This is a genomic window from Arsenicicoccus sp. UBA7492, from assembly GCF_002479615.1.
GTDB classification, from domain to species: Bacteria; Actinomycetota; Actinomycetes; order Actinomycetales; family Dermatophilaceae; genus Arsenicicoccus; species Arsenicicoccus bolidensis.
This window is the reverse complement of the sequence record NZ_DLOE01000022.1, coordinates 37038-49466: the sequence shown is the minus strand read 5'-3', so window position 1 is coordinate 49466 and position 12429 is coordinate 37038. Positions and strand designations below refer to the sequence as shown.

Annotated in this window: 14 protein-coding genes; 7 read left to right on the top strand and 7 right to left on the bottom strand. The window is 68.3% G+C overall.

From position 1 onward, the window contains the following. Positions 1 to 2: 2 nt before the first annotated feature. Positions 3 to 557: a serine O-acetyltransferase gene (locus B4E97_RS19110; RefSeq protein WP_414632786.1), complete on the top strand. Its 555-nt coding sequence runs from the start codon at positions 3 to 5 to the stop codon at positions 555 to 557. 149 nt (positions 558 to 706) lie between these two features. Continuing rightward, positions 707 to 1699 carry a hypothetical protein gene (locus tag B4E97_RS05615; RefSeq protein ID WP_286959003.1) on the top strand — a complete coding sequence of 331 codons (993 nt, stop codon included), beginning with the start codon at positions 707 to 709 and terminating at the stop codon, positions 1697 to 1699. A gap of 81 nt (positions 1700 to 1780) precedes the next feature. Here B4E97_RS05615 and B4E97_RS05610 read toward each other — a convergent pair whose 3' ends face one another. From B4E97_RS05610 to B4E97_RS05595, 4 genes are all read right to left on the bottom strand, one after another. Beyond that, complete coding sequence (locus B4E97_RS05610; protein WP_286959002.1) at positions 1781 to 2341, bottom strand: acyltransferase; 561 nt, start codon at positions 2339 to 2341, stop codon at positions 1781 to 1783. Next, positions 2338 to 3561, bottom strand: a complete 1224-nt coding sequence (locus tag B4E97_RS05605; protein WP_286959001.1) for an O-antigen ligase family protein — start codon at positions 3559 to 3561, stop codon at positions 2338 to 2340. Before B4E97_RS05605 ends, B4E97_RS05610 begins: the two co-directional genes overlap by 4 nt. Before the next feature lie 134 nt (positions 3562 to 3695). Continuing rightward, positions 3696 to 4598, bottom strand: coding sequence for a hypothetical protein (locus tag B4E97_RS05600; RefSeq protein WP_286959000.1), 903 nt, complete (start codon positions 4596 to 4598; stop codon positions 3696 to 3698). Positions 4599 to 4650: 52 nt separating this feature from the next. Continuing rightward, entirely contained in the window at positions 4651 to 5667 is a 1017-nt protein-coding gene (locus B4E97_RS05595; protein ID WP_286958999.1) for a glycosyltransferase family 2 protein, read from the bottom strand. 343 nt (positions 5668 to 6010) lie between these two features. Here B4E97_RS05595 and B4E97_RS05590 point away from each other — a divergent pair, with 343 nt between their 5' ends. Further along, positions 6011 to 6289 carry a F0F1 ATP synthase subunit epsilon gene (locus B4E97_RS05590; RefSeq protein ID WP_019285651.1) on the top strand — a complete coding sequence of 93 codons (279 nt, stop codon included), beginning with the start codon at positions 6011 to 6013 and terminating at the stop codon, positions 6287 to 6289. Positions 6290 to 6298: 9 nt separating this feature from the next. Continuing rightward, positions 6299 to 6733 (top strand): DUF2550 family protein, encoded by a 435-nt coding sequence (locus B4E97_RS05585; RefSeq protein ID WP_286958998.1) that lies wholly within the window; start codon positions 6299 to 6301, stop codon positions 6731 to 6733. 50 nt (positions 6734 to 6783) lie between these two features. Here the strand turns inward: B4E97_RS05585 and B4E97_RS05580 are convergent, their stop codons facing one another. Further along, positions 6784 to 7404, bottom strand: a complete 621-nt coding sequence (locus B4E97_RS05580; RefSeq protein WP_286958997.1) for a cob(I)yrinic acid a,c-diamide adenosyltransferase — start codon at positions 7402 to 7404, stop codon at positions 6784 to 6786. Positions 7405 to 7586: 182 nt separating this feature from the next. Here B4E97_RS05580 and B4E97_RS05575 point away from each other — a divergent pair, with 182 nt between their 5' ends. The 3 genes from B4E97_RS05575 to B4E97_RS05565 all read left to right on the top strand — a co-directional run bounded on the left by B4E97_RS05575 (position 7587) and on the right by B4E97_RS05565 (position 10690). Further along, complete coding sequence (locus B4E97_RS05575; protein ID WP_286955299.1) at positions 7587 to 7946, top strand: STAS domain-containing protein; 360 nt, start codon at positions 7587 to 7589, stop codon at positions 7944 to 7946. A gap of 68 nt (positions 7947 to 8014) precedes the next feature. Next, entirely contained in the window at positions 8015 to 10060 is a 2046-nt protein-coding gene (locus B4E97_RS05570; protein ID WP_286959070.1) for a protein meaA, read from the top strand. Positions 10061 to 10066: 6 nt separating this feature from the next. Further along, positions 10067 to 10690 (top strand): histidine phosphatase family protein, encoded by a 624-nt coding sequence (locus B4E97_RS05565; RefSeq protein WP_286958996.1) that lies wholly within the window; start codon positions 10067 to 10069, stop codon positions 10688 to 10690. 10 nt (positions 10691 to 10700) lie between these two features. On the opposite strand, the gene B4E97_RS05560 is transcribed toward B4E97_RS05565, so the two are convergent. Together B4E97_RS05560 and nucS are read right to left on the bottom strand one after the other, a co-directional pair. Next, the gene (locus B4E97_RS05560) at positions 10701 to 11615 is read right to left on the bottom strand and encodes a beta-1,6-N-acetylglucosaminyltransferase (RefSeq protein ID WP_286958995.1); all 915 of its coding nucleotides are present in this window, start codon (positions 11613 to 11615) and stop codon (positions 10701 to 10703) included. Positions 11616 to 11674: 59 nt separating this feature from the next. Further along, the gene (gene nucS, locus B4E97_RS05555; RefSeq protein ID WP_286958994.1) at positions 11675 to 12370 is read right to left on the bottom strand and encodes an endonuclease NucS; all 696 of its coding nucleotides are present in this window, start codon (positions 12368 to 12370) and stop codon (positions 11675 to 11677) included. Between the last annotated feature and the right edge of the window lie 59 nt (positions 12371 to 12429).

The following is a 12429-nucleotide window of genomic DNA, read 5'->3' as shown; positions in this document are numbered from 1 at the left end:
GCGTGAAGCACGACCTTGCAGACAAGGACCTGTCTGGCGCGGCAGAGGCCTTTCGACGTCTGTGCGCGTCCGACCGAAAAGTCAACGACCAGCCTGGGAGCATTCTGACGCTGGCGGTTTGGCGTGCTGGGCAGGTTCTGAGTGGCGTCCCCGGCGTCCGGGCCTTCGTTCTCAGGCGCCTCTGCCAGTTGGCGGACGGCCTGTGGGTGCGTGGGGTCATCGGGGCGGAGCTGCCCCCTCAGGTCGTTGCGGGCCCCAGCTTGTGCTTGGCACACGCAGGGCGAGGGGTGGTCCTCCACCCTGAAACCCGCATCGGCGCCGATGTCAAGATCTATCACCAGGTGACGGTGGGTGTCCGGGACGCAAACGGCGCACCCGAGATTGGGGATCGTGCGATGCTGGGCGCCGGCAGCAAGATTCTGGGACCGATTGTGCTCGGGGACGGCACCCAGGTGGGGGCGAATGCCGTCCTCCTTACGAGCACGGAACCCGACAGCAGCTACGTAGGCATTCCCGCTCGTAGAGTGGCGGGAGGCAAGGGGGAGGCGAAATGGTAAATACCCAGAGGGACAAGCGTGCATGGATGGCTGCGACTCTGACGCTGGGAGTCCTGGCTTCGGCTGCTTGCCAGTCGGAGGGTGGCGGACCTAAGCCTTCGACAACCCAAGCCAAGCCAAGTTCCAATGCACCCACTCTACCCACGGTCATGGCGACCCCGGGATATTCCGCAACCCCGGTCCCTGATCCCAAGGCGGCGGATACGCCCCCCAGCCAGATATTTAACGCTGGCACCAATGTTTTCAAAGTGGACGTGAGCACGGCTCCGACCCACCCCAACTCTGCAGCCATGCTGCAGAATCTTCGCAACCAGATCACGCCTCACTGGGGCGGGATCGCGGCATTCAACAACGATCGGTACAACCCCAGCTACTACGTCGTGGACAGTAAGACACCCCGAGTTGATCTGGAGTTCTTCAACTGCCAGAACAAACCTGGCGTTCCCGAGGGGCTGATGGATGGACCGGCAATGTTCAAGCAGGTACCTATCCCGGCAGGGGCGATACCCGCTGCAGGAACCGACTCAACCCTGACCCTCTATGACCCCACTACGGACCAGTTATGGGAGTTCTGGGTCTTGCGCAAGCAGGCCAAGAACCCGAACAAGTGGGAGGCCTGCTGGGGTGGACGTATCGATAACGTCTCAAAGTCACCAGGGTTCTTTGATTCCCCATACGGTGCAAGTGCGTCTGGGCTCGTGACAACTGGCTCGATGGTGACGCTGAAGGAGGCTGCGTCCGGCAAGATCGAGCACGCCATGGCCCTCAACCTCATCGAGACCGGCCACCACAGTCGAATTTGGTACCCGGCGAATCGCAGTGACGGAAACTCCAGCAATCCGAACGCCATCCCTGAAGGGGCAAGGTTGCGCTTGGACCCCTCGGTGAACGTTGACGCCCTTCAGATGACCCCGCTGGCCAAGGCAATAGCCAAGGCAGCTCAGAAGCACGGATTCATCGTGGTGGACACCGCACATGCTGTCGCAGTCATTGCCGAGAGCGGACAAGCACAGCAGGCCAAAACAGGGAAGGACCCGTGGGGGCCGATTCTGGGAGGCGTGCCCAACTACAAGCAGCTGGAGGGATTTCCTTGGGACAAGGTGCAGGTCATTCAGCAGGAATACGGCAAGCCGGGGTCATGACGACGACTCAGCGATGGAGCTAGCAAGACGGTGGGGCCACGAGGATCTCCTCGTGGCCCCACCGTCATAGTAGTCAGCTGGTCAGTTGTTGTTTGTCCTCGTGCTCACCTGACGCGCGGGCGCGCCAGCCATGATGGCCAGGGCAGGCACCTCACCTCGAACGACCGAGCGGGAAGCGATGACTGCGCCGTCTCCGATCCGCGCCCCCGGCAGGATTGTGGCGCCGGCTCCGATCCAGACGTCGCTTCCGATGACGATGCCATCACCGTGCCAGGGTTGGTCCCTGACCAGTTGGCCAGCTCTCATGCCGTGGTTGGATCCTACTAGCGTGCACTGTTGCGACACAAGGCAATCAGGACCGATGACGATTGGCGCACCTGCGCAGCGAATGTTGTTGAACTCGCCCACGTAGGTTCTAGCACCTATCTCGAGTCGAGCGCCCTCGAGCCCGCCGCCGTTGGAGACCGACAGGACACTGGGGCCAGCCACGTGCACCCGGTCCTTCAGGGTCACGTCTTCCACGCGGCCGTCGAACAGCACGCCCCGAGTCAGTCGGGCGTTGGGGTTGGCTAGGCGGAGGCGCTGCAAGGGCAGAGCAGTGCCGCGCACGTAGCGAACGATTTCCTTCGCGATGGGAATCATGAATCCTCCAGGACCCGTCGTCGCTCGATGCCGTCATCGCCGGTCTTGGTCGTCAGGTTGTGCACCAGCACCGTCCGCCCAGCAATGCCGGCGATGAGCCACATCAAGTAGTTCGGGAAGGGGTAGGGGTTAGGGCTCGTCATGCTGGGGACGAACCACACCACCAGCGCGAACAACAGGAAGAGCCACCACAGTCGGAGTTCCCCCCGGCTGCGTCGTGCGCGCCAGAGTATCGTGAGCGGCCCCATCACGACGATAGCGATCCACAAGAGGGCGCCGGGGATGCCGGTTTCAACGGCTCGCGACAGGAAGACGTTGTGGATCTCGATAGTGACCGTCGTGATCGGGTAGTCGGGTGCTTGCCGCACCCATTCTGTGCCGATGTCGATAAAGCGACTCCAGCCGATACCGAACAGGGGTTGCTCCGCGAGTGCCCTCCAGCCTGCTTCATAGGTGTTGGCCCGGTCGTAGAGGGAGCGAGAAGTGGTCAGGCGCCCCGTGGCCAGTTCCATCAAGCTCGGCACAGCCACCAGGATCGCGCCCAGGGCCGCCGTGCCGAGCACTGCCACGAGGGCGAGCCAACGCCTGGCCCCTGGAACGAACAGACCAACGAGAACGACCCCGAGCACCGCTGCCAACCAGGACGATCGCGTCAGCGTCAGGATCAGGCCCGCGGTGCTAGCTGGGATGGTGATGAGCACCAGGGCTCGCCACCCAGCATTGCGTGTGCGAATCCATAGCAGGGCGGCCGCGAACGCGCACAAGGCCAACGCCATCCCATTGGCCTCGCTCGAGAGGAAGGGACCAACAGCGCGCGGGTCGTTCTTAGCCATGGGACTGTTGGCGAGGTAGTCCATGATGTAGCGCGGGAAGACAAGTCGCTGGGGTCCGACCATGGAGAGGACGGACACCACTCCGAGGTAGAGCCCGACGACCGTCAGCGTTTGCAGCAGAAGGTCACGGCGACGGGTGCTGGAGAAGATCAGTCCGCCCACCGCGAACATCAGGAACGGCACCATGATGCGGTCCAGCAGTGCATAGGACCCGTTCGCAGTCGTCAGGGTGCCCACGGTCAGCGCCGACCACGCAGTCCACAGAGTCAAGATTGCCATGACGACGTAGACGGGCACGCCCCGCACCCGGTCGCGACGAGGCTCAAGCGCCAGCAGCATCAGCGATCCCAGGAGCAACACGCGGTCGGGCGGGACGGGGAAACCCATCAAGCCGCTGTTGCCCGAGAATACGTTGAGTGCCGTCGACCCAAGGAAGAGCCAGACGTATGCAGGTATCCGTTCCGGCGGTGCTCCCGCAGGAGGGGGCGGCTCCAGCGCCGGGTGGGTGCTTGTAGTCGTCGTCACGACCGGATGTCAGACCGCGCGTCGTCAGTGGTCTTCGCCACGTGCGATCCCTCGGCCCGCGCCATCCGGTGGTTGTGCGAACGCACACGACGACGGTCCAGCAGGATCGCGAGCAGCAGGGCAAGACCCAGGCCGAGAACGAGGCCCGCGAGGGCGTAGCGCTGCTGGTTGGCGGCCTTGGTGGAGTCTGCGAGGGCCGCTGGCTTGACGACAATCAGGTTGGCGGACTGGGACCCCTGGGAGATCTGCTGACGGTACTTCTCCGACAGAGCGTCCATCTGCGCCTGCAGGACGGCCGACCTTGCCGCCGTTTCCGCAGCGCGCCGCTGAGCTGCCGCGATGGTGGCCGCCGGACGATCGGCGCCGATGGCGCGATTGGCGGTAGTGCTCGCCGAGTCGCTTGCAGCCTTGGCTTGACCCCAGTCAGAAGCGACCTTGTTCAGCTGCTGGAGCGTGACGGCGGGGTCGCTCTCACCCTTCTTGGAGTTGACCGCCTCAGCGAGGTCGTCGGCAGCCTTCTGTGCCGACTGGACGGCAGCTTCCCGGTCCGGGCTCTTGGCCTCGATGCGGATCACGTTGGAGTCCGGGACGGGGGAGGCTGTGACCTCGGTGCCGGCGGGGATGTCACCCTTGCCCTCGACGCCGCGGTCGTTGACCCAGCGCGCGTAGTTGGCGGCCATCTGCTGGGTAGCCTGGGGGAAGCCCGCGATCGCCCCCGCGGAGATGTTTCCGCTACCGACGGAGGTCCGCGCCTCGGCGGTGTACATCGGCGCCTTGGCGGCACCGAACATGTAGCCCACGACGGCGAGCGCGAGCGGGAGGGCCACCGCGAGCCACCACCGCTTGGCGAGCGCCGAGAGTGGGGAGGACGGGGTGGTCTGGGGGTGTGCTGTGGTCACGAGACTCCTTCAGAGGGACGGTCGGACCGTCGTGGTGCTGTCGTTGGTGGTATCAGTGGTCGGTCGTTGGTGCAGTGGCCGCGTCGACCCGCCGCCCGGCGGCCACGACGTAGGCCTCTCGGCGCCGTCGGCTCACGCGCGTGCCCATCCCCAAGGGGAGCATGCTGAGCAGCGCGACCGAGATCGCGGCCGGCGTCGGGCGCACGCGGAGGCTATCCAGAGCCGACCTCCGGGCGCGGCGTCCGTCGCCCAGCAGCAGATACTCGCGCGCCAACCTGGCATCGTCCTGAGCCATCCGCTGGCGGAAGACGTCCGCGTCACCGTGCCGACCCGATGCCATGGCCTCACGAAGGATCCACTGGGATGCCTCCAGGCTCGGGACGACGTTCTTGACGCTGTCGTTGGCGCCGTGGATCCGGTAACGCACCAGTGGGCGCCGCACATACCAGCTCGACGCTGCGTCCTCGGCAGCCGACACCACAAGGAAAAGATCGTACGACGTTCCCGCCTGCGCAGGAACGGCATCCCAGTCGATGGCTGAGCGCCGGAGCAGTGCCCCGGCCAAGGTCACGGCGCCCTGGGCCGCGATCGCGCTGAACGGTGTGTGCAACCCCTCAGGCAAGGACTCTCGGTGGGTGTCGTGCTGCAAGGTGGTGGTCGCCTCGGCCAGCTCATGCCCTGCGACGTCCACGAGCTGGAGGTCGCAGAACGACGCGGTCAGCTCGGGCCGGTCCGCGAAGGGTGCCGCGAGCGTCTCGAGCGCATCCGGCTCGAAGGCGTCGTCGTCGTCGAGCTTGATCACCAGCTCGCCGGTGGCCCGGCGGAAGCCGTCGATCGCGTTCGCCATCATCCCGATGTTCTCCGGACGGCCGACGTAGGTGATGCGGTCGTCGTCGAACGAGGCCACCACCTCGCGGGTCTCGGGGTCGTCGGCGTTGTCGCAGACGATGACCTCCAGGTCCCGCAGGGTCTGTCCGAGGACCGACCCCAGGGCCTCGCGCAGCATCGCGGTCCGCTTGTACGTCGGTACGACGACGGAGACCAGTGGCGGTCTGTCGTTCGCGGTCATGGTCGTCTCCCCCCAGAGGTGCTGGCACCACCCAGGGCCGACTCGCGCGAGCCGCATCCCTGGCTGGTCTTGGCATTCAGCGTCCAGGTTACCCAGCGTGCTCGCCTGACGGCAGCCCCTTGTCGAAGCCCACTCCATGTGCGGAACTAGGTGCCTCGTGGTAGTCGGAAATGACGCAATGTGTAAGCACTAGATCGACATCTAGTCACATTTCACCATTCTTTCGGACTAGTCACCACGCAACGGACACCATCATGGATTTCGCCCTTTCGGCGCGGTCCGTGGCTCCTCGTCCGGGCTTGTAGCATGAGACGAATCGTCCCCGAGGGTGGAGGAGCCTTCCGTGCCACTGCAGGTCCAACTCGTCTCCGCGGATCGTCCGGTCTGGGAGGGCGAGGCCTCCGCCGTCACCGCCCGCACCACCGAGGGCGAGCTCGGCATCCTGCCGGGCCACGCACCGCTGCTGGGTGTCCTGGTCGAGGGCCAGGTCTCCATCACCTCCGGCGAGGGGCGCCAGGTCGTCCAGATCGACTCCGGCTTCCTCTCCGTGCACGACGACAAGGTGACGTTGGTCGCGGAGCACGTGGACACCGACGCGGCACCTCGCGCCGAGCGCCACTAGGTCGCGACGGTGGCGGGCATTGAGGTCGCGGAGATCGCGGTCGCCGGTGCCCTCCTGCTGCTCGTCCTGCTCACGACGCTGGTCTTCGTGCGTCGACGCCTGATCTCCGACGGCGGACCGATGTTCCTCTGTGCCGTCCGTCCCACGCGTGAGGATCCCTGGCGCCTGCGACTGGCGCGCTACGACACCGACGCTCTGCTCTTCTTCACCCTCTCCGGGGTGTCCCTCGTGCCGAGCCACGTGATGCCGCGAGCGGGGGTCGAGGTGCTGGGCGTCCACACGCCGTCCCGTGGGGAGTTCCCGTCCCTGATCGACGACCCGCTCGTCATGCGCTGCGCCCAGGGCGAGGTGGCCTTCGACCTGGCTCTGCCGCGTGACGACTGCACCGCGGTCCGGTCCTGGCAGGAGGCGCGGCCACCCGGTCGTCCCCCGCGCGCAGCCTGAGATCGCCTGGCGCGCGCCGACCACAGAGCCCTTCAGCCGCGACCGGGCGATCAGCTGGAGCGACCGCCGCCCGGCTGCCAGAGGACATCGCCACCTGCCTCGAGGTTCGCGACGCGGGCGAGGATGAACAGCAGGTCCGAGAGGCGGTTCAGGTACTTCGCGGTGAGCACGTTGACGCCGCCCTCGCCTTTGTCGGCTCCCTCGGGGGCGGGCTGGTCGCCATACTGCTCGATGGCCGCCCAGGTGCTCCGCTCGGCCCTCCTCACGACGGTGCACGCGAGGTGCAGGTAGGCCGATCCGGGCGTCCCGCCCGGGAGGATGAACGACCGGAGCTTGTCGAGCTCGCCGTTGTAGCGGTCGCAGTCGGCCTCGAGCTCGTTGATCCACGGCGCCTGGACCCGCAGGGGCGGGTACTCCGGGGTCTCGCTCCGCAGCGGGTTGCACAGGTCCGCTCCGACGTCGAAGAGGTCGTTCTGGATCCGCGTGAGGGTGGAGACGACGTCCTCGCGCAGCGACCCAGCCGCGACGGCGATCCCCAGGGCCGCGTTCGCCTCGTTGCTGTCCGCGTAGGCCTGCAGTCGCGGGTCGGTCTTGCTGGCGCGCGAGAAGTCGCCGAGGTGGGTGGTGCCGTCGTCGCCGGTCCGGGTGTAGATGCGCGTGAGGTTGACCATGACGGCATCGTCGCACGCGCGTCTGAGCCGGCCTCGGCCGGGAACCGACGCAGCCCTGTCGAGGAAGGGCGCCCTAGGTGTTCAATGGGTGACGACACATCACTTTGAGTACTCGGCTGCTGGTGGTCGCACCGGTCAGCCACGTGGGGGCCCTCATGGCCAGAGCGCGCACGCATCCTTCGGTGACGACGGTGGAGGTCGTCGTGCCCGGGGCCGAGCTGCGGGTCACCGGTCGACTGGACGCCGGCAACGACCACCAGCTGCGCGAGGAGCTGCACCGGGCCATCGTCCTCGGCGAGGGTGAGCTGGTCCTCGACCTTGCGGAGGCCGAGATCCACGACTCGACCGCGCTCGCCCTCGTGGCCGGCGTGCACCACAGGGCGGCGCGCGAGGGACGCACGCTGGTCATCGTCGACCCGTCCGACCGCTTCGAGCGGGTGGTCGCCGCGATGCGTCTGGGCAAGGTCCTGCAGCGCCGCCGTCGTGCGACCTCCGCACCTGTGTCCACCGTCACCGTCGGCAGGCCTCCCGCCCAGGGCTGACCCGCCGGTAGTTTGCCGACATGGCTGACGAGCAGATGACCGAGCGCCCCAAGGACCGACCGTGGGTGATGCGGACCTATGCCGGTCACTCCTCGGCCGCCGCCAGCAACGCGCTCTACCGCACCAACCTCGCCAAGGGGCAGACCGGTCTGTCCGTCGCCTTCGACCTGCCCACCCAGACGGGGCACGACCCGGACCACGTGCTCGCGCGCGGCGAGGTCGGCAAGGTGGGCGTCCCGGTGAGCCACGTCGGCGACATGCGCGCGCTCTTCGACGGCATCCCGCTCGCGGAGATGAACACCTCCATGACCATCAACGCCACGGCAATGTGGCTGCTCGCGCTCTACGACGCCGTGGCGGAGGAGCAGGCCGAGGCCGCTGGAGCCGACCCCCTCGAGACCCGGCGGAGGCTGGCGGGCACCACGCAGAACGACATCGTCAAGGAGTACCTCAGCCGAGGCACCCACGTCTTCGGCCCGGGACCCTCGCTGCGGCTGATCACCGACATGATCGCCTTCACCGTCACCGAGATCCCGCGGTGGAACCCCATCAACATCTGCAGCTATCACCTGCAGGAGGCCGGCGCGACCCCCGTGCAGGAGCTCGCCTACTCCCTGTCGACGGCCACGGCCGTGCTCGACGCCGTCGTCGCCGCGGGTCAGGTGCCTCAGGAGAGCCTGGGCGACGTCGTCGGCCGCATCTCCTTCTTCGCCAACGCCGGCGTGCGCTTCGTCGAGGAGATGTGCAAGATGCGGGCGTTCGTCCAGCTGTGGGACGAGCTGACGCAGGAGCGCTACGGCGTGCAGGACCCCAAGCAGCGCCGCTTCCGCTACGGCGTGCAGGTCAACAGCCTGGGCCTGACGGAGGCGCAGCCGGAGAACAACGTGCAGCGCATCGTCCTCGAGATGCTCGCCGTCACCCTGTCCAAGGACGCCCGCGCCAGGGCCGTGCAGCTGCCGGCCTGGAACGAGGCCCTCGGTCTACCTCGGCCCTGGGACCAGCAGTGGTCCCTGCGCATCCAGCAGGTGCTGGCCTACGAGTCGGACCTGCTCGAGCACGAGGACATCTTTGCCGGCTCCACCGTGGTCGAGGCCAGGGTCGCCGAGCTGGTCGCCGGGGCCAAGGAGGAGATGGCTCGGATCGAGGCGATGGGTGGCGTCATCGAGGCGGTGGAGTCCGGCTACCTCAAGTCCGCGCTCGTCGCCTCGCACGCCGAGCGCCGGCGGCGCATCGAGGCGGGCGTCGACAAGGTCGTCGGCGTCAACTGCTTCCAGGGCACCGAGCCCAGCCCGCTCACGGCGGACCTCGACACGGCCATCCACGTGGCCGACCCCGACGTGGAGGAGCGAGCCGTCGAGGCGGTGCGCCGCTGGCGGGACGAGCGCGACGCTGACCCGGACCGACGTGCGGCGGCCCGGGACGCACTGGAGCGGCTGCGCACCGACGCAGCCTCCACGACCAACCTGATGGCCGCGTCCATCGAGTGCGCCAGGGCCGGCGTCACCACGGGGGAGTGGACCGACGCGCTGCGGGAGGTCTTCGGCGAGTACCGCGCGCACACGGGCGTCTCCTCCGCGCCGGTGGCGGGCGGTCCTGACCGTATGTCGACCGCTGAGGACAGCGGGGTCACCGACTGGCGCGGTGAGCTGGCCGACGTCCGGGACGCGGTGCGGCGCACCGGCGACGAGCTCGGCACGCACCTGCGCTTCCTCGTGGGCAAGCCGGGGCTGGACGGGCACTCCAACGGCGCCGAGCAGGTGGCGGTGCGGGCACGTGACGCGGGGTTCGAGGTCGTCTACCAGGGCATCCGGTTGACACCAGAGCAGATCGTGGCCGCCGCGGTGGCCGAGGACGTGCACGTCGTGGGCCTGTCCATCCTGTCCGGGTCGCACATGTCCCTGGTCCCCGAGGTGCTGACCGGTCTGCGCGAAGCCGGCGTGACGGACGTGCCCGTCGTGGTCGGTGGCATCATCCCGGATGCCGACGCCCGCCGGCTGCGGGAGCTGGGCGTGGCCGCGACCTTCACGCCCAGGGACTTCGGGCTCAACGACATCATGGTCCAGGTGGTTGACGTCATCCGTGAGGCACGAGGGCTCGCAGCGCGGCTAGAGTGAGGGCCCATGAGCGACCTGCAGTGCCCTGCAACGCTGCTCGTCGCCCGCGACGGCCATGCGGCGTACGCGCACCCGGGCCTCCTCACCGACGACGGCGGGTGGCTCACGGACGTGGGCGCCACCCAGATGGTCGTCCTGGCCGAGCGACTGGCCGCGGACCCGTCGGTGCGCATCTCCGCCGTCTACAGCAGCCCTCTCGCGCGCTCCATGCAGAGCGGGCGACTCGTCTCCGACGCGCTCGGGGTGCCCCACGAGGTGGTCGGCGGGCTGGAGGAACGCGCGGTCGGGGAGCTGGCCGGACAGCAGGTGGGTAACCCCGTCATGGCGCACGTCATGCACGCCTGGACGACCGGCGACCTGAGCGCCGCCGTCCCGGGGGGCGAGGACGGCTACCAGGTGGTCCGCCGCGCGCGACAGGCGATGGAGTCCATCGCCGACCAGCACCGTGGGGAGTCCGTGCTCGTGCTGGCCCACCGGTGGATCATGTCGTTCGTCCTGCCGCGGCTGTCCCACAACGTGCTGGACGACCTCGCGACCGACCACGTCGTGCCGCACGGCGTGCCCGCACGGGTGCGCATCGACGCCGACGGTTGGGTCCTCGACGAGTGGCCCGGTCACCGGCGAGCCTGAGCGCGAAGGATCAGTGCGAGGGCGAAGGTCGTGCGTGCACGAGCTCGTCCGCCAGCCGCAGCACGTCGGGGTCGACGTCGGGATGCATCTTGCGGACGAAGGCGGCCGGGGTGTCCGCGGCCCGGGCCAAGAGCGCTGCATCGACCCACTCGGGGTTGGAGGCGCCCTCCGGGAAGTCGGCGTAGGTGGTACGACCGGTGCGCACCTGGAGGTCCGCCTGGGCGGACAGCACGGAGGATGTGTAGAGCTCGTCGGGCGTCCTCGTGGTGCGGAAGAAGCGGGGGAGCTCGGGGCGCTGGTCGGTGACGGCGAGGAGCCGGTCCACCGCCCGGGCGGACAAGGTGGCCCAGACGGCGGCCTTGACCACGGGGACGGGCGCGGCCGCTCGTCGGGGGACGCCGACGTACCAGTGGTGGGACGTCGGTGAGCGCACGGCCTGCAGCTGGCCCGGGAGCCGGTGGGCTGCTCGCCAGGCCAGGGGGCCGGTGACGCGCCGCAGGATCTCGGGCCCCGGGAGGTGGCGCCAGGTCCACGTGTAGGTCTCGGGGGAGTCGCCGTGCAGGTCCAGCACCGCGTCGCTGCCGTCCGTGGCGACGCCGGACTCCCAGGAGGCCAGGTCACGGATCGGGTAGTCCTGACCGGAGAGCAGCACGAAGTGCGACGCGTCCGACCGGCGCCGTGCCTCCCGCAGGGCACGGAGCTGCGCCTCGACCATCGTCCAGTCTCCCCAGCGCACCGTGATGTCGTCCTCGTAGGTCTGCACGCCCATCTCGGCGCACGCCCGCTCGTCCATCAGCCCCGGGACGTCATAGCGCAGCATCACGTCGCTGGTCGGCGACAGCTCGCGGATGCGCCGGGCATTACGAGCGACGGCGTCGGCACGGGTGTGGCAGAGGACGATGTAGCAGAATCGGGGCTCGGTCACACCGCCCGACTCTACCGGGCGGTGAGGGTTGTGGTGGCCGTTCCCGGGTGAGTGCGAGGTCAGAACAGGCGGGAGGCCGAGGCGTCGATGCCCTTGAGGTCGTCGTAGTCCAGGGTCACGCAGCGGATGCCCCGGTCGGTGGCCAGCGTCCGGGCCTGCGGCTTGATGAGCTGGGCGGCGAAGACGCCGGTGACGGGAGCGAGGGCGGGGTCGCGGTTGAGCAGCTCGAGATAGCGCGTCAGCTGCTCGACGCCGTCGATCTCGCCGCGCCGCTTGATCTCGACCGCCACGTGGCCGCCGCCCTCGTCCTTGCACAGGATGTCGACCGGCCCGATGGCCGTCATGTACTCCCTGCGCACCAGCGAGTAGCCGTCGCCGAGGGTGTGGATGTGCTCGGCCAGGAGCTTCTGCAGGTGCGCCTCGACGCCGTCCTTGACCAGGCCCGGGTCCACCCCCAGGTCGTGCGAGCTGTCGTGCAGGACCTCGTGGATCACGATGCGCAGGGCGTCGCCCGACTTGGCGTTGCGGACGACCCACACGGCCGTGGCACCCTCGGCGGCCTCGGTCTCGTCGGGCTGGATCTCGGCCAGGGCGCACGGCGGGGTCATCCAGTTGAGTGGCTTGTAGCTGCCGCCGTCGGAGTGCACCAGGACCGAGCCGTCGCCCTTGATCATCAGCAGGCGGGTGGCCAGCGGCAGGTGGGCGGCCAGCCGGCCCTCGTAGTCGACGGAGCAGCGGGAGATGACGAGGCGCACGACAGGTCACCCTAGTCCGAGCGAGCGGTTCGGGCCGTATGCCGCCGGCCCGCCGCGTG

Coding starts and splice junctions, on each gene's coding strand:
- B4E97_RS05595 (WP_286958999.1), bottom strand. CDS start 5,667: ATGACCGCGAACGACAGACCGCCACTGGTCTCCGTCGTCGTACCGACG.
- B4E97_RS05615 (WP_286959003.1), top strand. CDS start 707: ATGGCGACCCCGGGATATTCCGCAACCCCGGTCCCTGATCCCAAGGCG.
- B4E97_RS05580 (WP_286958997.1), bottom strand. CDS start 7,404: ATGGTCAACCTCACGCGCATCTACACCCGGACCGGCGACGACGGCACC.
- B4E97_RS05610 (WP_286959002.1), bottom strand. CDS start 2,341: ATGATTCCCATCGCGAAGGAAATCGTTCGCTACGTGCGCGGCACTGCT.
- B4E97_RS05605 (WP_286959001.1), bottom strand. CDS start 3,561: ATGGGTTTCCCCGTCCCGCCCGACCGCGTGTTGCTCCTGGGATCGCTG.
- B4E97_RS05565 (WP_286958996.1), top strand. CDS start 10,067: ATGAGCGACCTGCAGTGCCCTGCAACGCTGCTCGTCGCCCGCGACGGC.
- B4E97_RS05570 (WP_286959070.1), top strand. CDS start 8,015: ATGCGGACCTATGCCGGTCACTCCTCGGCCGCCGCCAGCAACGCGCTC.